23 protein-coding genes and 1 tRNA gene are annotated in these 16,943 nt (G+C 70.2%); 18 read left to right on the forward strand and 6 right to left on the reverse strand.

Features of this window, described 5'->3' with window-relative positions; translation table 11 throughout:
• Positions 1-13 precede the first annotated feature (13 nt).
• Genes ABDW31_RS07365 through ABDW31_RS07405 form a run of 9 tightly spaced genes read left to right on the forward strand, consistent with a single transcriptional unit; the run spans position 14 to position 6,312 of the window.
• Positions 14-1,225 (forward strand): hypothetical protein, encoded by a 1,212-nt coding sequence (locus ABDW31_RS07365; protein WP_184717850.1) that lies wholly within the window; start codon positions 14-16, stop codon positions 1,223-1,225.
• A gap of 41 nt (positions 1,226-1,266) precedes the next feature.
• Positions 1,267-1,587 carry a hypothetical protein gene (locus ABDW31_RS07370; protein ID WP_184717852.1) on the forward strand — a complete coding sequence of 107 codons (321 nt, stop codon included), beginning with the start codon at positions 1,267-1,269 and terminating at the stop codon, positions 1,585-1,587.
• A gap of 8 nt (positions 1,588-1,595) precedes the next feature.
• Positions 1,596-1,988, forward strand: coding sequence for a hypothetical protein (locus ABDW31_RS07375; RefSeq protein WP_184717854.1), 393 nt, complete (start codon positions 1,596-1,598; stop codon positions 1,986-1,988).
• Between the two features lie 12 nt (positions 1,989-2,000).
• Positions 2,001-2,741 (forward strand): type III secretion inner membrane ring lipoprotein SctJ, encoded by a 741-nt coding sequence (gene sctJ / locus ABDW31_RS07380; RefSeq protein WP_184717856.1) that lies wholly within the window; start codon positions 2,001-2,003, stop codon positions 2,739-2,741.
• Positions 2,738-3,265, forward strand: coding sequence for a hypothetical protein (locus tag ABDW31_RS07385; protein ID WP_184717858.1), 528 nt, complete (start codon positions 2,738-2,740; stop codon positions 3,263-3,265). Before sctJ ends, ABDW31_RS07385 begins: the two co-directional genes overlap by 4 nt.
• A complete protein-coding gene (locus ABDW31_RS07390; RefSeq protein ID WP_184717860.1) occupies positions 3,262-3,861 on the forward strand; it encodes a FliH/SctL family protein in 600 nt (199 codons plus the stop codon). The genes ABDW31_RS07385 and ABDW31_RS07390 overlap by 4 nt, the downstream gene beginning before the upstream one ends.
• Positions 3,858-5,177, forward strand: coding sequence for a FliI/YscN family ATPase (locus tag ABDW31_RS07395; RefSeq protein ID WP_184717862.1), 1,320 nt, complete (start codon positions 3,858-3,860; stop codon positions 5,175-5,177). Before ABDW31_RS07390 ends, ABDW31_RS07395 begins: the two co-directional genes overlap by 4 nt.
• Positions 5,178-5,200: 23 nt before the next feature.
• Positions 5,201-5,650 (forward strand): hypothetical protein, encoded by a 450-nt coding sequence (locus ABDW31_RS07400; protein WP_184717864.1) that lies wholly within the window; start codon positions 5,201-5,203, stop codon positions 5,648-5,650.
• The gene (locus tag ABDW31_RS07405) at positions 5,647-6,312 is read left to right on the forward strand and encodes a hypothetical protein (RefSeq protein ID WP_343698455.1); all 666 of its coding nucleotides are present in this window, start codon (positions 5,647-5,649) and stop codon (positions 6,310-6,312) included. Before ABDW31_RS07400 ends, ABDW31_RS07405 begins: the two co-directional genes overlap by 4 nt.
• 11 nt (positions 6,313-6,323) lie before the next feature.
• Here the strand turns inward: ABDW31_RS07405 and ABDW31_RS07410 are convergent, their stop codons facing one another.
• Together ABDW31_RS07410 and ABDW31_RS07415 are read right to left on the reverse strand one after the other, a co-directional pair.
• Positions 6,324-6,959: a hypothetical protein gene (locus tag ABDW31_RS07410; protein WP_184717868.1), complete on the reverse strand. Its 636-nt coding sequence runs from the start codon at positions 6,957-6,959 to the stop codon at positions 6,324-6,326.
• Between the two features lie 15 nt (positions 6,960-6,974).
• A complete protein-coding gene (locus tag ABDW31_RS07415; RefSeq protein ID WP_184717870.1) occupies positions 6,975-7,208 on the reverse strand; it encodes a hypothetical protein in 234 nt (77 codons plus the stop codon).
• Positions 7,209-7,285: 77 nt separating this feature from the next.
• Between ABDW31_RS07415 and ABDW31_RS07420 the strand changes: the two genes are divergently transcribed.
• The 7 genes from ABDW31_RS07420 (at position 7,286) to ABDW31_RS07450 (ending at position 12,651) form a co-directional block, all read left to right on the forward strand.
• Positions 7,286-8,365, forward strand: coding sequence for a sensor histidine kinase (locus ABDW31_RS07420; protein ID WP_184717872.1), 1,080 nt, complete (start codon positions 7,286-7,288; stop codon positions 8,363-8,365).
• The gene (locus ABDW31_RS07425; RefSeq protein WP_184717874.1) at positions 8,362-8,994 is read left to right on the forward strand and encodes a response regulator; all 633 of its coding nucleotides are present in this window, start codon (positions 8,362-8,364) and stop codon (positions 8,992-8,994) included. The genes ABDW31_RS07420 and ABDW31_RS07425 overlap by 4 nt, the downstream gene beginning before the upstream one ends.
• A complete protein-coding gene (locus tag ABDW31_RS07430) occupies positions 8,991-9,944 on the forward strand; it encodes a FliM/FliN family flagellar motor switch protein (RefSeq protein WP_184717876.1) in 954 nt (317 codons plus the stop codon). The genes ABDW31_RS07425 and ABDW31_RS07430 overlap by 4 nt, the downstream gene beginning before the upstream one ends.
• Positions 9,945-9,949: 5 nt before the next feature.
• On the forward strand, positions 9,950-10,612 hold the full coding sequence (gene sctR / locus ABDW31_RS07435) for a type III secretion system export apparatus subunit SctR (RefSeq protein WP_184717878.1): 663 nt from the start codon (positions 9,950-9,952) through the stop codon (positions 10,610-10,612).
• An 11-nt stretch (positions 10,613-10,623) separates the two neighbouring features.
• Positions 10,624-10,896, forward strand: a complete 273-nt coding sequence (sctS, locus tag ABDW31_RS07440) for a type III secretion system export apparatus subunit SctS (RefSeq protein WP_172268257.1) — start codon at positions 10,624-10,626, stop codon at positions 10,894-10,896.
• Positions 10,893-11,702, forward strand: a complete 810-nt coding sequence (gene sctT, locus ABDW31_RS07445) for a type III secretion system export apparatus subunit SctT (RefSeq protein WP_184717880.1) — start codon at positions 10,893-10,895, stop codon at positions 11,700-11,702. The genes sctS and sctT overlap by 4 nt, the downstream gene beginning before the upstream one ends.
• 130 nt (positions 11,703-11,832) lie before the next feature.
• Entirely contained in the window at positions 11,833-12,651 is an 819-nt protein-coding gene (locus ABDW31_RS07450) for a DUF1521 domain-containing protein (protein WP_184717882.1), read from the forward strand.
• A gap of 112 nt (positions 12,652-12,763) precedes the next feature.
• On the opposite strand, the gene ABDW31_RS07455 is transcribed toward ABDW31_RS07450, so the two are convergent.
• Genes ABDW31_RS07455 through ABDW31_RS07465 form a run of 3 tightly spaced genes read right to left on the reverse strand, consistent with a single transcriptional unit; the run spans position 12,764 to position 15,323 of the window.
• Positions 12,764-13,261: a hypothetical protein gene (locus ABDW31_RS07455; protein WP_184717884.1), complete on the reverse strand. Its 498-nt coding sequence runs from the start codon at positions 13,259-13,261 to the stop codon at positions 12,764-12,766.
• Positions 13,258-13,563, reverse strand: a complete 306-nt coding sequence (locus ABDW31_RS07460) for a hypothetical protein (RefSeq protein ID WP_184717886.1) — start codon at positions 13,561-13,563, stop codon at positions 13,258-13,260. The genes ABDW31_RS07455 and ABDW31_RS07460 overlap by 4 nt, the downstream gene beginning before the upstream one ends.
• Before the next feature lie 11 nt (positions 13,564-13,574).
• Complete coding sequence (locus ABDW31_RS07465) at positions 13,575-15,323, reverse strand: LysM domain-containing protein (RefSeq protein ID WP_184717888.1); 1,749 nt, start codon at positions 15,321-15,323, stop codon at positions 13,575-13,577.
• A gap of 120 nt (positions 15,324-15,443) precedes the next feature.
• On the opposite strand from ABDW31_RS07465, the gene ABDW31_RS07470 reads away from it, so the two are divergent.
• Positions 15,444-16,172 (forward strand): DUF4241 domain-containing protein, encoded by a 729-nt coding sequence (locus ABDW31_RS07470; protein ID WP_184717890.1) that lies wholly within the window; start codon positions 15,444-15,446, stop codon positions 16,170-16,172.
• A gap of 101 nt (positions 16,173-16,273) precedes the next feature.
• Here ABDW31_RS07470 and ABDW31_RS07475 read toward each other — a convergent pair.
• Positions 16,274-16,348: transfer RNA gene (locus tag ABDW31_RS07475), tRNA-Thr, on the reverse strand.
• Between the two features lie 89 nt (positions 16,349-16,437).
• Here ABDW31_RS07475 and ABDW31_RS07480 point away from each other — a divergent pair.
• Positions 16,438-16,893: a hypothetical protein gene (locus ABDW31_RS07480; protein ID WP_343698456.1), complete on the forward strand. Its 456-nt coding sequence runs from the start codon at positions 16,438-16,440 to the stop codon at positions 16,891-16,893.
• Positions 16,894-16,943: the final 50 nt, after the last annotated feature.

A 16,943-nucleotide genomic window follows, 5' to 3' on the forward strand; every position in this document is an offset into this window, starting at 1 on the left:
CGAGAGACGTCCCATGCTGGCCCAGAACGCCACCGTCGAACGCGACGACAATCCCGCCGAAGAACCGTTGGCCGACGCTGGCCCGATCCTGGTCCTGAAGGTGCTGGCCGGCCGGGCCCAGGGCGCGCAGGCGTCTCTGGACCTGGGGACGGCGGTGACCATCGGCCACGACCTGGACTGCGACTTGGTCCTGCGCGACCCCAGCGCCAAGGGCGTAAAGCTGCGCCTGACCCCGGCCTCGCCCTCGGCCGAGATCGAGGTGCTGGCCGGCGAGATCGAGCTTCTGGGCCACGCCGTCGCCGCGCCGGGCACGGCCATGCTGCCGGCCTATCTGCCGCTGGTCATCGGCGACAACGCCTTGGCGGTCGGGACGCTCGACAGTCCACGCTGGAGCGAGGCCGAGCGTCTGCTGGGCGCGCGCCAGCGGGCCGACAATGACGACGCCGATCAGGACGAGGAGCCGATGCCGGCGTCGATGGCGTCCAGCGCCTTGGAGGTGCTGGCCGGCTGGCGGTCGATCCTGGGCCGGGCGGGGGCCATGGTCCGCAAGACGCCGCACGCGGCCTCGATCCTGTTGTTCGGCGGCGCCCTGGGCTGCGTGACCTACGCCGCCGCCAACGCCCCGCTGTGGGACGCCCGCCGTCCCGACACCAGCCGAGTGCACGACATGCTGAGCCAGAACGGCTTCGCCCGCCTGGCCGTCAAGGACAGTCCGACCGAGGGCAAGGTGGTGATCGGCGGGGTGCTGCCGCGCGAGAGCGACAAGGAGCGCCTGCACCAGATCGTCGACAACCGCCGCCTGCCGGCGCGGATCGAGGTCGTCACCGGCGAGGGCCTGGCGAAAAGCGTCGAGGACGTCTTCGCCGCCAGCGGCCTGCCGGCGGCGGCGCGACCCGAGGGCCTGGCCGGCGTGCGGGTCGAGGTCGCCGGTTCGGCGGACCGCGTGGCCGAAATCGAGCGCACCGTGCGCACCGATGTCCGCGGCCTGCGAGCCTTGAAGATCGAGCGCCGTCCGGGCGAGGACAAGGCCGGCAAGCTGTTCGAGGACGGCCCAGGCAAGCGCGTCGTCTCGGTTGTCGCTGGCGAGGCCGGCTTCGTCACCACGGCCGACGGCGCCCGCTATTTCACGGGCTCGGTCCTGCCGACCGGCGACCGCATCGTCCAGGTCGCCAGCCAGAGCGTCACCGTCGAGAAGGACGGCCGCACCACCCAGCTCATGTTTTGAACACCCCCACCCAACCCAACGATTTCAAGGGAGATGAAGTCATGTCGGATAGCGTGAACAACTTCGGTATGGGCGGCTTCGGCTCGCTGTCGATCGCCCCGGGCCTGAACGGCTCCAACAGCAAGAACCGCCCGGGCTCGTGGTTCGAGGCCATGGCCCACGCCTGGGGTCAGACGCTCGACGCCCAGGCCACCCGCATCACCGAACTGTCGGACCAGATCAGCGTCGGCGGCGAGGACAAGCCCTCGACCATGGCCATGCTGACGGCCGAGAGCCTGCGCATGAACTTCATGGCCAACTCGGAATCCACCTCGGTCGACAGCGTCGGTCGCGCGCTGGAAACTATGGCCCGCAAGAACTGAGGTCCGCCATGTCCATCGAAGCCGCCAGCGCGGCCGGGGCTCTGGTCGCGCCGGAGTTCCAGGTCACCCAGGCGCCCTACGGGGCGTCGATCACCGACGCGGTCCAGTTCCAGGGCGCCATGCACGCCGCCGCCAGCAACCCGGTCTCGGTCGGCGGCGTCGAGCCGCTGGGCGGGGCCATGAAGGGCGCTTTCGAGCAGCTGGAAGTCGTCAACGGCCAGGCCTCCAGCCTGGCGGAACACGCCAAGGCCGCCGAAGCCAAGGGCGCGGCGGTGTCGCCCGGCGAGATGATCGGTCTCACCGTGCGCTGCCACGAGTTCATGTTCAGCTGCCAGCTGACCTCCAACATCGCCAACCGCACGTCCGACGGGCTGCAGCAGCTGTTCCGTCAGCAATCGTAGAAGGGCTTGGTCATGCGCAGAGGCGTTATCGCCGGGGTTCTCGTCGCCGTCGCCCTTCTGATGGCGGGGTGCGCCGAGAAGGAGCTCTACGGGGGCCTGACCGAAAGGGAGGCCAACGAGATGGTGGCGGTGCTGCAGAGCGCCGGCGTCGGCGCCTCCAAGGCGTCGAAGGACGGCAAGCTGTGGTCGCTGCGCACCGAGTCGGGCGACTTCCCCCGCGCGGTCGCCGTGCTGCATGACCAAGGCTATCCGCGCGACAAGTTCGAGAGCCTGGGCGAGGTCTTCAAGAAGGAAGGCTTCGTCTCCTCGCCGATGGAGCAGCGCGCGCGGCTGATGTACGGCCTCAGCCAGGAGCTGAGCCAGACCGTCTCGTCGATCGACGGGGTGGTGCAGGCGCGGGTGCATATCGCCGTACCCGAGGCCGATCCGCTGGCCGACGAGCCCAAGCCGTCCTCGGCCTCGGTGTTCATCCGCCACAATCCCGATGTCGACCTGTCCAGCCAGGTGGGCTCGATCAAGGCGCTTGTCACCAACTCAATCGAGGGTTTGCCCTATGATCGGGTGACGGTGGTGATGTTCCCGGCCCGTCCGGTGGCCGCGCCGCCACCGACCCCGGCCAAGTCGTTTACCGCGCCGCTGCTGGCCATCCTGGCCGCCATCGTCGGCGTCGGGCTCTATATCGCCTCGCGGATGCGCAAGAAGGCGCCGCAGCCGGTGCTGACCCTGCAGCCGACGCGGAGCTCGACCACATGAGCGCCGCGCGCCGCGCCGAGATCGCCGCCCGGGCCCGCGCCCTGAGTGGCGCCGACCTGGGGCCGCGCGCCCGTCGGCTGGCTGAACGGCTTGCGCCTTCGGCCGCGCCGCTGGCCTTTGCCGACGTCGCCGCCGCGCCCGACTGGGTGCTGTGGTCCGACGCGGCGCGGCAGGACCTGGCGCGCATCGCCGGGGTCGCGGCCTGCGCCCCGAAACTGCGCCGGATCATCGACGGCAAGGCGCTGCGGATCTTCGCCCAGACCGTCGGCGCCGACCGCCTCGACGCCCTGCTGTCCGGGTCCGCCCTGGGCGAGATCGACGCGGTGGAGACGTTGCCCGACAGCGCCGAGACCCTGGCCGCTCTCGGCGCCGCCGTTCTGCGGTCCGACGCCGAGGCCCCAGCGCTGGCGGACCGCCTCGCGCGCCTGCTGCCGACCACCGACGTGGCCATCGACACCGGCGCCGGCCGCGCCGCCGCCGCCCAGGCCCGCCAATGGGCCATGCTCCAGGAACCGACCGCATGAGCTATGTCCTGTTGGCCAGCGCCCCGACCGCCGCCTTGCTGAGCGACCAAGCGGTTATCCCCGCCAAGGACGTCGCGCGACTGGAGACCGCGGCCGCGCTGGTCGAGACTCTTGAGGCGCACCGCGACGCCGTCGCCCGCCACGCCCGCGCCGAAGGCTTCGAGGCCGGCCGCGCCGAGGGCCTGGACCAGGCCGCCCGCCACGTTGCCGAGACCCTGGCCGAGATCCATCGCGTGCTGGACGCCGAGCGGGTTCGCCTGCGCGGCCAGGCCGCGAACCTCGCGCTGGACATCGTCCGCCGCATCACCGTCGAACTGGGCCCCGACGCCACCGTCGCCGCCCTGGCCGAGCGGGCCGTGCGCGACCTGCTGCCCCAGGAGCCGATCCGCGTCCGCGTCGCCGCCGAGCGGGTGGGGGCGGTGTCGGCTCGCCTGTGGCCCATCCACGAACGGGTTGAGGTCGCCGCCGAGCCGGGGCTTGGCCCCGACGAATGCCTGATCGACACGCCGTCTGGCCATGTCCGCGCCGGGCTCGACGTCCAGCTGGCGGCGCTGGATGCGGTGTTCGCGCGGATCGACACCGAGGCCGCCGCATGAGCCTGGAAACGCCCGACCTGCTGCAAGCCGCCCTGCGCCGCACCCGCACCGTCGAGCGCCGGGGCCGCGTGGCCCACGCCTTCGGCACCACGATCCGCGCCACCGGCCTGGACGTGCGCATCGGCCAGGAGTGCGAGATCCTCGACCCCGCTGGCGGCGCGGCGATCAAGGCTCAGGTGGTGGGCCTGCAGGACGGCGCGGCCATCCTGACGCCGATGGCGAGCCTGGACGGCCTGTCGGTCGAGGCCGAAGTCGTGGCCGGTCCCAGCCGCGGCGAGATCGCGGTCGGCGACGGCCTGCTGGGCCGAGTCATCGACGCCCACGGCGCCCCCCTGGACGGCCTGGGGCCGATCACCGGCGCCTCGCGCCTGTTCCCCGTCTTTGCCGACGCGCCCAATCCGCTGGAGCGGCCGACGATCGACGCGACTTTCGCCACCGGCGTGCGGGCCGTCGACACCCTGCTGACCACCGGCGTCGGCCAGCGGGTCGGGGTGTTCGCCATGGCCGGCGGCGGCAAGTCGACCCTGTTGGGCATGTTCGCCCGCCACGCCCGCTCGGACGTCAATGTCATCGCCCTGATCGGCGAACGGGGCCGCGAAGTGCGCGAGTTCCTGGACGACAGCCTGGGCCCGGAAGGCCTGGCGCGCTCGGTGGTCATCGTCTCCACCTCGGACCGGCCGGCCATGGAGCGGGTGCGCGCCGCCCATATCGCCACCGCCATCGCGGAAGGATTCCGCAGCCAGGGCCGCAAGGTCATGCTGCAGATGGACAGCGTCACGCGCTTTGCCCGCGCCCTGCGTGAGATCGGCCTATCGGTCGGCGAGCCGGCCGTGCGCCGGGGCTTTCCGCCGTCGGTCTTCGCCGAGCTGCCGCGGCTGTTCGAGCGCGCCGGCTCCGCGCCGGGCGGCGGGGCGATCACCGCCTTCTACACCGTGCTGGTCGAGGACGAGGACGGCGGCGACCCCGTCGGCGAAGAAGTCCGCTCGATCCTGGATGGCCACATCTATCTGTCGCGCAAGCTGGGCCAGGCCGGCCACTATCCGGCCATCGACATCCCCGCCAGCCTCAGCCGCCTCTATCCGCGCCTGGTGAGTCCGGCCCGGCAGGCCGCCGCCATGAAGGTCCGCGCCTGGATGGCCAAGTATGCCGAGGTCGAGTTCCTGCTCCGCATCGGCGAGTACAAGCCCGGCGGCGATCCGCAGGCCGACGAGGCCATCGCCGCCTGGCCCACCATCAACGCCCTGCTGCGCCAGACCCCGCACGAGCGGATCGGTCTCGACGAGGCCTGGATGGCGCTGGAGGCCCTAGCCCGATGACCCCGTCGCGGAAGATCGAAGCCTTGACCCCTGTCGTAAAGCTGCGCGAACGGCGGCTGGACATGGCGCGCCAAGCCGCTGCTCAGGCCCAGGAAGCCGTCGCCACCGCGGCCGGCCTGCTGGCCCGAGCCGAGGCGGCCGTGCTCCACGCCGGTGACGAAGCCCGTCAGCTGGACGCCTGGTTCGCCGAGCAACTGACCGGCTCGGCCGCCGTGGTCCAGGCGGGGCTGGCCCGGCGCGAAACCCTCGCAGCCGCCAAGGTCCAGGCGATCCGCGACCGCGACGCCGCCCACGACACCCTGGACGCCGCCCGGGCGATCCTGGCCGAAGCCGTCGCCCTCGTGATGCGGGCCGAGGGCCGCTGCGACGCCATGCGCGACCAGCTTTCGGGCGCCCGCGCCCAGCGCCTTCTCGACCGCGAGGAGCGCGAACAGCTCGAACTCGAAGACCTGACTAGGAGACGCGCGTGGTGACCGGACCCGACATCGACACCAGCGCCGACCGGGTGCGTGCGCCCAAGGCGGCCCCGCGCCAATCGAGCGCGCCGATCACGCCGGACTGGCGCGGCGGCGACGACTTCGCCGCCTTCCTGCGCGCCGCCGAACCGCGCGAGCGCCAGCCGGTGAAATCGCAGCCCAAGGCGGCCAAGCGGGAAGAGAAGGAGCGGGAAGGCGAGGGGCTGTCGTCCCTGTTCGGGCCCGCGCCGGCCCAGGCTCAGGCGGCGAAGACCGAGGGCGACAGCTCGGGCATTTCGGGCCTGGCGCCCGCGACACAGGGCGGCGGCCAGGCGGCCGAGATGGCCGTGCCGATCCCGACTGCCGGCGGCACGGCCGGCGACGTCACCGCCCTGATGGCGACCATGGATCGGGCCTGGGCCGCGGCCATGGGCGACAAGGGCAAGGCCCTGAACGTCTTCATCGAGCAGGCCTCTGTCGTGGGCCTGGGCGTCAAGCGCGGGGCCGACGGCTCGCTATCGCTGATCCTGGCCGCGCGGCCTGACGCGACGCCGGAAGTGACCAAGTCGCTGGAAGCCCTGCGCCGTCGCCTGGAGGCGCGTGGCCTGACCCTGTCGGAACTGCGTCTGGCGATGGGCGAGGATGGTCTGGACCCGAAGGTCCCGGGGGCCATGGAGTGAGGGCTGTGGCGTCAGAACGCCGGCAGGCCGAAGCGATCGCCGCGATCGGCGCGGGCGCTGCGCAGCACCGCCTCGGCGATGCGGTCCGGGGTCTCGCCTGCGCGCCAGTGCTCGGCCAGGGTCTGGACCAGCCGGCGGCTGGCAGCGTCGTGCAGGCCCTCGGCCGGGTCCTCGATATCGATCAGCAGCTTGTCGGCATAGAGCGCCGCGGCCCGGGGCGAGGCCGAAACGAGATCCAGCACCAGAGTCAGGGCGCTCTTGAAGGCCTCATCATCCAGCCGCTCGCGGGCGACGTCGCGCACCAGCCAGACGCACAGGAATTCCAAGGGACCCACTGGACGCGAAGCGCCGCCGAAACCGCCGGGCAAAGCGCCCCAGGCCGGCACGCGGGTCGAGGGCAGGCGAGCGGTGATCAGGGCATGGGCGAGCGCGTCAGCGGCCAGCGTCTTGACAGCCGGCGAGCCGAAATGGCCCAGGGCGGCCAGCAGCTTGGCGAAGCCGGGATACAGCGCCTCGCCGAAACCGTCGCAGACGCGCTCCAGCACATCGACGCGGCCGTCGAGGGTGGTCTGGGCCTGCAGGCCGGCGGCCAGGGCCGCCGCGCCGCCGCGCCAGTCGGGTTCGGCTTTGAGAGCGCGCTCAATCATCTAGCGGGGGGGCGCCTAGAACAGGCTGTCGCTGCGCAGTTCGGTCAAGCGGTCGATAACCGTGCGGGCGGCGTCATCGGCGCTGAAGCTCGAGGCGGTCAGATCGACCGAGCCGGCTTCCGAGGCGCTGAACGCCGAGAAGTCACCGAACGGTTCGGAGTCGCTGCGGCGCGATACGCCGGCGTCGAGGTCGAGACGCGCGGCCCAGGCGGACGACAGGCCCTGCAGGTCGTTGCGGATCGTGCTCATGACGGTCTCCTTCACAGCCTAGATAGGAAATATGGGCTGATGAGGCCATGCGGGTTTTCCCTAGGGATGCGCGCCGCATGACCCTGACTCAACGGGCGAAGCCGCCGTCCGATCCGGCCTGGACCGCCCTGGCGGCCCTGGACCTGGCCGTAGCCGCCTTCGAGGGCGCGCCGCCGCGTCTGGCCTGGCGCAGTCCCGCCTTCGCCCGCCTGCTGCCGGCGCTGGAGGAGGGGGCCTTGCCTGGCGCGGTGTTGAGCCCGGCCTTCGACGCCGCCGCGCGCGGCGAGCCGGCATGGGTCGCCTCGCCCGAGGATGGCGCGGTGTTCGAGGCCCGCGCCTCCCGCGACGCCGACGAACGCGTCTGGCTGATGCTGACCAGCGCCGAGGAGCGCCAGGCCGCCGAGGGCCGCCGCCTGGCCGACCGCGAACGGCTGCTGCTGACCTCGCGGATGATGTCGGTCGGCGAGATGGTCTCGATGATCGCCCACGAGCTGAACCAGCCGATCGGCTCGATCGCCAATATCGTTCGCGGCTTGCGGGCCCGGGCGGCGCGCGGCGCGCTGACGCCGGAGACGCAGGACGAGGCCCTGGCCAAGGCTTCGGAGCAGGCGCTGTACGCCGCCGACGTCATCCAGCGCATCCGCGGCTTCGTCGAGCAGCGCAAGCCCAAGGCCGAGCCGCTGGCCCTGGCCGGCCTGGCCCGCGCGACGCTGGATCTGCTGGACTGGGAGATTGTCCGCGACCGCGTCGAGGCGCGCTCGGATCTGGCCGACGACCTGCCGCCGGTGCTGGGCGACGCGGTGATGGTCCAGCAGGTGCTGGTCAACATCGCCCGCAACGGTCTGGACGCCATGCGCGACCGGCCGGGCCCGCGCCGCCTGGCGCTGGCCGGGGTGGTCAGCGCCGACGGCCGCTTCGTCGAGGTGACGATCGCCGACACCGGGCCGGGCGTGCCCGAGGACCAGGCCCTGCGTCTGTTCTCTCCGTTCAGCTCGACCAAGGCGGGCGGGATGGGGGTCGGTTTGGGAATTTGCCGCTCGATCGTCGAGCTGCACCGGGGACGGCTGTGGCACGCCGCCGGACCCGGAGGGGGGAGCGTCTTTCACATCGCGCTGCCAATCGCGCTTTCGGGCGCGCAGCAGGAGGAAGAACCATGACTCCGTCCACATCCGAGCCGGCGGTGACCGGCGAGGTCTGCCTGGTCGACGACCACGGCGAGTTCCGGGAGTCGGCCGCCTGGTGGCTGGAAAGCCTGGGCTACGCCGTCAGCACCTATGACGATCCGCGCACCTTCCTCGACGCCGGGGATCCGCCAGCCGGCAGCTGCCTGGTGTTCGATGTCCGGATGCCGGGTATGTCGGGCCTGGAGCTGCTGGACGCCCTGCGCGCCCGCGGCTGCGAGCGGCCGGTGATCTTCATGAGCGGCCACGGCGACGTGCCCCTGGCCGTCGAGGCGATGAGCAAGGGCGCGGTGACCTTCCTGGAGAAGCCATTCCGCGAGGCGGCGCTGGAGGCGGCCCTGAAGAAGGCCTTCGCCAGCCTGCCGACGGCCAGCCCTGAGCAGGACGATTTCCAGCAGCGCCTGTCGACCCTGACCGAGCGCGAGCGGCAGGTGATGGACCTGGTGGTCGGCGGCGACGTCAACAAGGTCATCGCCTACAAGCTGGGCATCAGCCCCAAGACGGTCGAGCTGCATCGCTCGCGGATCATGACCAAGATGGGGGCCAGCAACGTCTCCAACCTGGTGCGGATGGCGGTGGCTGGCCGCATGGACGGCGCCCGATGAGCGAGCTGCTCACGCCAAAAGAAGCAATGGGCGAACCGCTGGTCGCCCGTCTGCCGCCGCTTTCGCCGCGGCTAGCGGCCGCCCGCGAACGGATGCTGTCGATCCTGAACCGCTCGGTCGAGGGTCTGACTCTGAAGGCGGCGATCGTCGAAGACGCGCCCGAGGCGCCGTGGGTGGTGTTCGACACCACCGCCGGCCGGGTGGGCCTGGCCCAGACCGACGCGACGCCGCGCGATCACGCCGAGGTGTTGGCGCGGCTCGACCAGCTGGAGCCGCTGCTGGCGGCGCTGGAGACCGGCGATTTCACTTTCGATCCGGTCGATGTCGAGGACGGCGCCGAGGCGGCTCTACTGATCGGGCTGGAGGCCTTCGACGCCGAGGCTGTGCGCCGTCACGCGGTGGTGCTGGCCCTGGATCTGGCCGCCGCCGAGGCCTGGCCCGAGCTGGGCGCTGAAGCGGATTTCTCGGCTCTGTCTGTACCTCTGCCGGTCGTCCTGACCCTGGATGGGCCGACCGTGCCCGCCAGTCAGGGCCTCGGCGTCGGCGACGTCGTCCTGCTGCCGTTCGGCGCCGAGCGCGCCGTTGTGGCGACCCTGGCCGTCGCCGGCCGCCGCGCGCGGGGCGCCTTCATACCCGCCGGGGGGCGGTTCTCGATCAACAGCTTGGAGCCGATCGCCATGAGCGACCTGTCCATCCAAATCGACCCCGCCGCATCCCCCGATCCGGGCGCGCTGGCCGACCTGCCCGTGACCCTCAGGGTCGCCCTGGGGGAGGTGACGCTGACGGTCGCTCAGCTGGCCGCCCTGCGTCCCGGCTCGACCGTCACGCTGGAAGTCCCGCCCGCCGAGGCCCGCGCCGTGCTGCTGGCCGGCGAGCGTCCCGTGGCCGCCGGCCGCCTGGTGGCGCTGGGCGAGGCCTATGGCCTGGTCATAGACAGCCTGGAGGCCTGATCCGGATGGACCTTACCCAGTTCTCGCCCGGCTCGGCGCTGATCACGGTCATTCTGCTGGCCCTGGCGCCGTTTGTGGCGGTGATGGTGACCTCCTTCACCAAGATCGTCGTGACCCTGAGCCTGCTGCGCAACGCCCTGGGCCTGCAGCAGGTGCCGCCCAACATTGTGCTGAACGGCCTGGCTTTGATCCTGACCCTGTACGTCATGTACCCGGTCGCCCAGGACATCGGCCGGGTCACGGCCAACCAGGCGCCGACCACGGCGATCAGCAGCGACACCAAGCAGCTCTACAACTACGTCGAGCGCGCCAAGGAGCCGCTGCGGGGCTTCCTGATCAAGCACTCCAGCCCGCGCGAGCGCGCCTTCTTCCTGAAGACCGCCCGCCGCATCAACACCCCCGAGCGCGCCGCCGCCATCACCGAGCGCGACTTCATCGTCGTGGTCCCGGCCTTCACCGTCTCGGAGCTGTCGGCCGCTTTCCAGATCGGCTTCCTGATCTTCCTGCCGTTCCTGATCATCGACCTCGTCGTCTCCAACATCCTCTTGGCCATGGGGATGATGATGCTGTCGCCCACCACCGTGAGCCTGCCGTTCAAGCTGCTGTTGTTCGTGCTGATCGACGGCTGGGTGAAGCTGGCCCATGGCCTCGTTCTCTCTTACGCCTGAAGGAGCCCGCCATGATGAATTCGCAAGCCATCGAGCTGGTGAACCAAGCCCTGTGGCTGGTCTTGGTGCTGTCGGCCCCGCCGATCGCCGCGGCCTCGATCGTCGGCCTGCTGGTCGCCATCGTACAGTCGGCCACCCAGTTGCAGGAACAGACCCTGCAATACGCCGCCAAGTTCTTCGCCATCGTGCTGACCATCTTCGCCACCGCCAGCCTGGTGGGCGGCTCGCTCTATCGGTTCGGGGACCGAGTGTTCACCGAATTCCCGGCCATGATCCGCCGATGAGTCCTACGCCAGACTGGATGACCGCCGTCTTCGGCCAGACCCTGGTTCTGGCCGTGGGCGCGACGCGGATCGCGGCGGCGTTCGCCCTGATGCCGCTGCTGTCGCCCGACACCGTGCCGGCCCTGGTGCGTAACTCGATCTTCCTGTGCTTCGGGATCATCGTGGTGACGATGCAGCCGCAGGTCACCCAGCTGGACCTGCCGACGGTCCAATGGCTGCTGATCTTCGGCAAGGAGGCGCTGGTCGGGGTGATCATCGGCTTCTTCTTCTCGACCATGCTGTGGGCGTTCGAGGCGGCCGGCCAGATCATCGACGCCAAGGTCGGGGCGACCATGGCCCAGGTCGTCGATCCGCTGAGCGGCCACCAGACCTCGCTGACCGGCGAGTTCATGGCCCGACTGGCCAACTTCGTCTTCATGTTCGCCGGCGGCCTGCTGCTGATGGTCGGCACCATCCTGGACAGCTACGTGCTGTGGCCGATCGGCAGCCTGTCGCCGGTGCTGAGCCTGCGCAGCCTGACCCTGTTCGAGGGCGAGTTCTCGCGGCTGATGACCATCGCGGTGATGCTGGCCGCGCCGGCCCTGGTGATCCTGTTCCTGGTCGACGCGGGCCTGGGCCTGGCCAACCGCTACGCTCCGCAGCTGAACGTCTTCGCCCTGGGCCTGGCCATCAAGGCCTGGATCGCCACGGCGGTGCTGGTGGCGATGATGACCGGCTTCGTCCAGCTGCTGCTCAATGAGATGGGCGCGCGGCCAGCGCTGATCCTGCAGGTGCTGAAGACCATGTCCCGCACCGCCGGCGGCTGAGCTAGGGTTTTCCCCCCAAGCTAGGGTTTTCCCCAATGGGATAAGCCCCAGCTATCGGCCCAGGCGACCTGGGACCAAGCTCCTTTCCGAGGCCGACGAGCGGCCGAACCTTCTGGAAAGGGGCTCACCCATGACCACGATCAACGGGGCGCTGACCGGCGCGATCAACGCCACCCTGCTGTCCGGTTTCGCCGCCCAGCTGGGCAAGTCGATGAACTTCGGGACCATGCAGTTCGCGCTGGGCTCGGCCGCCGGCGGCGCGGTGTGGGCCCCGCCCGAGGCGCCGCGCTTTACCGCGACCATGCCCGCCGAGGGCAAGGCCGAGGTCGACATCGGCGACGGCTACACCCTGTCGATCGACGAGGCCAACTCGCAGATCGTCGTGCGTGACGCCGACGGCAACAACACGCGGATCTGGGGCGACCCCCACTTCGAATACAACGGCAAGGCCGTCGGCGACTTCTGGGGCACGACGACCCTGCAGCTCGAGAACGGCACGAAGATCACCATCAACACCGAGAAGTCGCAGGACGGCCGCGACATGACCTATGCCAGCCAGGTGGTGGTCACCCGCGGCGACCAGGCCTTGGTCATCGACGGCGTCAGCGAGCTGACCAAGGGCGACCTGTCGGTCTCGCTGGGCGGCAACGGCTATGCGATCGACGCGGCCAATGACGACGGCCTGGTGATCAACGAGAACGACGCCTCCACGACCGGCTGGAGCAGCGACCTGACCGGCGGTGATGTCGGCCAGGCCGACTTCAACCTCACCCGCGACGAAAACAAGGCGCTGCTGGAAGGCCTGCAGAGCTTCAACAGCAGCCTCGGTTTGTTCCTGACTAGCTGGCTGCTGGGCGGCGGCGGGATCAACCTGCTGGCCGGCGCCTCGCTGCAGACCGAGACCAGCCTGGCCGCCCGCTTCCTGGGGCTGCCCAGCCCCAACTTCTAATAACAAAAACCCTCCCTCTGGGTCCCACACCCCAAGCGTTCCGCTTTCCCGGAGCGCTGATTGGCCCCCGCTTCGGCGGGGGCTCTTTTTTGTTTGGGAGGGGAAGGAAGAGTTAGCGGGCGAGTTGGTCGCGCGCGGAGTCGATCAGGCGCACGAAGCTCTCGACCGGATCCTGGCCAGCGCCCGGCAGGGGCGACAGCTGGTCGCCGAGGGCCCGCAGCAGCGGCTCGACCAGGTTGGCGGTGGTCAGGTGCGGACGCTCCTGGGCCTGAACCCTCAAGGCGCGGGCGAAGTCCATCAGGGCGCGCTCGATGCGGCCGGCGTCGACCGGTGAGCTGGACGACAGGCGGGCGGCCACCGTCTGGCCGGTCTGGGCCGTCAGGCTGCGAAGATCGCCGGCGACCTGGGCGTGGCCTTGCTGGTGCATGTCGCTCCAGCCCTGGCTCAGCACCACACCGCGATCGGCGCCGCCCAGCGGATCGGCGACGGCCGAGCCCGCCATGGCCGCCATCGCTTCGACCGCCACCCGCGCGACACTGACGTGCTCGGCGGCGGGGCGGGGCACGTCGGTCGACAGCGAGACGCCGTCGATCGCTTCGATGGCTTTCATCGGCCGGCTCCTTCGATGCGGGTGACCTTCAAGGCGGGCTTCAGGGCCGACCAGTCGACCGTCTCGCCGATGCGCTTGAAGCTGTTGGAGCCGTCGGCCAGCTCCTCGTTCTCGCCGTCGAAGGTGAGGACCGCCACGGGGCGGCCGTCGCGCAGCACGGCGAACTTGGCCCAGGGATAGTCCTGGACAATCTTCAGCCGCGTGCCCGGCCAGGCCGCATGGGCCTTGGCCAGGTCGTCGCCGACGGCGAGCGGGGAAGCGTTGAGGAAGGCCAAGGCGGCCAGCGCAATGAGCGTCTTCATGCGGTCTCCCGTTACGGGTTCAGCATGTTCAACGCGTCACGGCGCTCCTCGGCGAAGCGATTGGCCACCGAGGTCTGCACCGCGGCGCTGGCGCTGGTGAAATAGGCCAGGCCGCCGGTGTCGCTGCGCCGGCCGCGCTCGTCATAGATCGCATTGATCAGGGCGCGGTCGAAGGCGTCGCCCTCGCTGGGCGTGTGGCCGTCGGCGCGGACATTGGCGATTGCGCGGGCGATGACCTGGGTCTCTGGACCGTGCTGGACGGCCGTCGACCAGACGACGTCGCGCAGGGCGGCCGAGCGGTTGGTCACGTCGATGCCGGTCCCGCCCTGAACCTGGTCGGCCTGGACCTGGTAGTGGGTGCGCTGGATGTAGTCGTGCTGGGCGGCCTCGAAGGCCTCCGGCTCGCGGGCGGCGATCTCGCGCCAGGTGGCGCTGAAGGCGGCCGAACCCGGGGTCGAGTTGCCGAACTCGGCGGCCCAGCGCTGGCCTTCGTTGGCCAGGAACTGCTGCGGGCGGTCGCGATTGCCGGCCAGCTGATAGGTGCCGTACGAAACGCCGCCCGGATCGCCGGTCCCTGACGAGACCGTGCCAGGGCCGCGGCCGCCGGATTCGTACTGCTCGGACAGGCCGCCGATGGGCTGCTGGTCGGTGTTGGCCGGCGTCGTCGCCTGGGTCTGCGCTTGCGTGGTCGGGGCGCCCTGCGTGCCGACATTGACCAGCACGTAGTTGAACTTCGATTGGTCACCCAAACTGCTCCAGAAGCTCTGGAAATCGCCCGGCTTCATGGTCTGGCAGCCGGCCGAGCCGGTGTTCGTATTGCCGCCGGCGTGGAACAGGAACGAGCCGTCGGTGCTCTGCACCGTCTTGTCGCCGGCGCCGATGCGACCGTCGTGATTGGTGTCGCGGACGATGGAGTGGGCCTCGGTCGGGCGCAGCACGTCGCCCAGCTTGCCGCTGGTGCTCTTGCTGAAGGTCACCGTGCCCTCGGCGATGCGGCCCAGCTCCTTGCGGCCGTCGCTGTCGGCGTCGCCGCCGAAGCGGCCGTCGTACTGGCTGGAGGGTTCTGTGGCGGCCGAAAACTCGCGGACCTGCGCGCCGGCTTGCAGCACCACGACCCGGTCGTCATAGGCGCCCTTGCCGTTGTTGACGTTCAGCGCCGTGTCGGTGCGCAGGCCCAGGATCACCTGCTTGCCGTCGGCGAGATCGGCCTTGGCCTGGGCGTCGCCATAGGTGTTCACGTAGTTGGAATAGAGCTCGAACTTCTGCGCGTTGCTCATGCCCTCGGTGGAGGGCAGGGCGCCGGTCGGCGCGGCGGTTCCCGTCGCAGTCCCGGTCGTCGGCCCCGTCGCGGGCGAAGTGTCGTTGGCCGGGCGCCTGGGCGTGCTCGACGGCGCGCCGCCGCCGGGGATCACCAGTTCCTGGTTCGGCGAGATCAGGTTCGGGTCGCGCAGGTTGTTGGCCTGCGCAATCGCCTGCCAGGACACGCCCAGCTTGGCGCCGATCGCCGACAGGGTGTCACCCGGCTTGATCACATAGCTGCTGTCGCCTTCGCGCGGCGGCACGTTCACCGCCTGGCCCGGGCGGATCAGGTTCGGATTGACGATCTGCGGGTTGGCGGCCAGCAGGCTGTTCAGGGACACGCCCCGCTCGGCGGCGATGCCCGACAGGGTCTCGCCGCTCTTGACGATGTGCTCGCTGGACGAGCCTCCGCCGGCGCTGCTGGTTTCCACGCTCGAACGGCTGGCGGCAGACACTTGCATCGGACACGCTCCCTGGCGAACTCGATGCGGAGCCTATGTCCGTCCAGGCGCGAGCGGCATTAGGGAGAACCCTAGCTGCCTCGCCTGCGACATGGCTTTATCCCTCCCTGGGAGAGATCGATGTTTCGCAAAGCCCTTCTTCTGTGTGTGGCCCTGCTCTGTGGCTGTACGGCGAACGCCCAGGTCAAGCCGAAGCCTGACGTCCTGAAAGCCGCCTTCGGTGGCGGTTTCGTCGCGGAGGCGGATGGCGAGCGCTATCCGGTCCGTGTCGTGCGTCTGGGCGAGCTGAACCTGTCGAGCGGCCGGCTCATGGTCGCCGACCCGTTCACGCTCTCCGGCGATGAAAAGGCCCTCGATCTGGCCATTCCGCCCGGGCGCTATCCGGTGGACCTGGCCGTGGCGGACACGGGCAAGAGCGGACACCGCATCGCCCTGGCTCGCCTTGTGCTGTCCGACAAGCCTCCGGTCCGGTGGCGCATCGCCGTCACGGCCGAACAGGACGCCCGCAGCCTCAAGGGCTCGGAAGTCTTCGGATACGGCGTGGACGCCGGGACCGGCGCCTTCATCGATGGCGGGGCGCTGGCGTCCCTGAAGGCCCTCCCGTCCGACGCATGGGAAGCTTTGGGAGAGCAGTGGCAAGTGCGGGGCGAGGCGCAGGGGCCAAAGCTGGGCATGCCATATCAGTTTGCGCTGATGGAAACCGTGGGCCCCGGCGGGATCGCCATGTTCTCATCCGGCTGGGGCGACGGCTTCTATGCGTCCTGGGTCGGCTACGACGCCCAAGGCCGCCCGACGTCGGTCATCACCGATTTCGGCGTTATCGACGCGGTCACGACGCCGCGCGACTGAGCGCCAAGGCGTGTCGGAAAACGCGCCGGCCGGACAATTTCAGGAGGGAATCTCTTCGCTAATGGTCGGGACCCAAAGCTTTGAATTGCTTTGGGTCCCGATGGTGCCACGACTGGGACTCGAACCCAGGACCTCAGCCTTACCAAGGATGCGCTCTACCACTGAGCTACCGCGGCGAAGAGGAGGGGCGTATAGCGACGGGAATCGCGATCGCCAAGCCTAAAATCGCCTTGACCGAAGAAGTTTGTCGCCGCACCCCCGTCGCATGCCGATCAGCGACGACAAATCCACCCGTGAAGCCAAGCTGGCCGAAGCGCTCCGGACGAACCTGCGGAAGCGAAAAGCCGCGGCCCGTGGGGCTTTTCGCGAGGATGGCGACCCGGCGGCCGCTGCAGCCGAAGCCGCGCCGCAACCGTACAACGTCGTTCGCAAGCTCTTGGGGATAAGTCTGAGGGGCGGTGAGCGGGTCGCGTTGACGATCGAGATGTCGGTCCCGTTCGCGCATCCGGACGGGCAGGGATGGGCGGTCGCGGTGCGCCTGGACGGCGATGGCGGCGGGTTCGACACCGATTACGGCAAGGCCGCTTTCGGCCGCGACGGGCTGGAGGCGACGCGCAAAGCCCTGGAGCTGGTCCAGCTGGCCCTGGACCTGGCGATCACCACCCACGATCTGCGCTGGCCCGACGACGAACGGCCCTACGACCTCTCCGCGCCGCTGTGAGCTCTTCTATCCAGGTCTCGGGCCAACTTAAGATGGGGAAGCTCTTGCAA

Source organism: Caulobacter sp., from assembly GCF_039596335.1.
Taxonomy (GTDB): Bacteria; Pseudomonadota; Alphaproteobacteria; order Caulobacterales; family Caulobacteraceae; genus Caulobacter.

Excerpts from the sequence above, each read along its gene's own strand:
- ABDW31_RS07370 (WP_184717852.1), top strand. The coding sequence starts at position 1,267 with ATGTCGGATAGCGTGAACAACTTCGGTATGGGCGGCTTCGGCTCGCTG.
- sctJ (WP_184717856.1), top strand. The coding sequence starts at position 2,001 with ATGCGCAGAGGCGTTATCGCCGGGGTTCTCGTCGCCGTCGCCCTTCTG.
- ABDW31_RS07390 (WP_184717860.1), top strand. The coding sequence starts at position 3,262 with ATGAGCTATGTCCTGTTGGCCAGCGCCCCGACCGCCGCCTTGCTGAGC.
- ABDW31_RS07420 (WP_184717872.1), top strand. The coding sequence starts at position 7,286 with ATGACCCTGACTCAACGGGCGAAGCCGCCGTCCGATCCGGCCTGGACC.
- ABDW31_RS07385 (WP_184717858.1), top strand. The coding sequence starts at position 2,738 with ATGAGCGCCGCGCGCCGCGCCGAGATCGCCGCCCGGGCCCGCGCCCTG.
- ABDW31_RS07470 (WP_184717890.1), top strand. The coding sequence starts at position 15,444 with ATGTTTCGCAAAGCCCTTCTTCTGTGTGTGGCCCTGCTCTGTGGCTGT.
- ABDW31_RS07365 (WP_184717850.1), top strand. The coding sequence starts at position 14 with ATGCTGGCCCAGAACGCCACCGTCGAACGCGACGACAATCCCGCCGAA.
- ABDW31_RS07395 (WP_184717862.1), top strand. The coding sequence starts at position 3,858 with ATGAGCCTGGAAACGCCCGACCTGCTGCAAGCCGCCCTGCGCCGCACC.
- ABDW31_RS07480 (WP_343698456.1), top strand. The coding sequence starts at position 16,438 with ATGCCGATCAGCGACGACAAATCCACCCGTGAAGCCAAGCTGGCCGAA.
- ABDW31_RS07425 (WP_184717874.1), top strand. The coding sequence starts at position 8,362 with ATGACTCCGTCCACATCCGAGCCGGCGGTGACCGGCGAGGTCTGCCTG.
- sctT (WP_184717880.1), top strand. The coding sequence starts at position 10,893 with ATGAGTCCTACGCCAGACTGGATGACCGCCGTCTTCGGCCAGACCCTG.
- ABDW31_RS07450 (WP_184717882.1), top strand. The coding sequence starts at position 11,833 with ATGACCACGATCAACGGGGCGCTGACCGGCGCGATCAACGCCACCCTG.
- ABDW31_RS07455 (WP_184717884.1), bottom strand. The coding sequence starts at position 13,261 with ATGAAAGCCATCGAAGCGATCGACGGCGTCTCGCTGTCGACCGACGTG.
- ABDW31_RS07375 (WP_184717854.1), top strand. The coding sequence starts at position 1,596 with ATGTCCATCGAAGCCGCCAGCGCGGCCGGGGCTCTGGTCGCGCCGGAG.
- ABDW31_RS07415 (WP_184717870.1), bottom strand. The coding sequence starts at position 7,208 with ATGAGCACGATCCGCAACGACCTGCAGGGCCTGTCGTCCGCCTGGGCC.
- ABDW31_RS07430 (WP_184717876.1), top strand. The coding sequence starts at position 8,991 with ATGAGCGAGCTGCTCACGCCAAAAGAAGCAATGGGCGAACCGCTGGTC.
- ABDW31_RS07410 (WP_184717868.1), bottom strand. The coding sequence starts at position 6,959 with ATGATTGAGCGCGCTCTCAAAGCCGAACCCGACTGGCGCGGCGGCGCG.
- ABDW31_RS07465 (WP_184717888.1), bottom strand. The coding sequence starts at position 15,323 with ATGCAAGTGTCTGCCGCCAGCCGTTCGAGCGTGGAAACCAGCAGCGCC.
- sctR (WP_184717878.1), top strand. The coding sequence starts at position 9,950 with ATGGACCTTACCCAGTTCTCGCCCGGCTCGGCGCTGATCACGGTCATT.
- sctS (WP_172268257.1), top strand. The coding sequence starts at position 10,624 with ATGATGAATTCGCAAGCCATCGAGCTGGTGAACCAAGCCCTGTGGCTG.
- ABDW31_RS07460 (WP_184717886.1), bottom strand. The coding sequence starts at position 13,563 with ATGAAGACGCTCATTGCGCTGGCCGCCTTGGCCTTCCTCAACGCTTCC.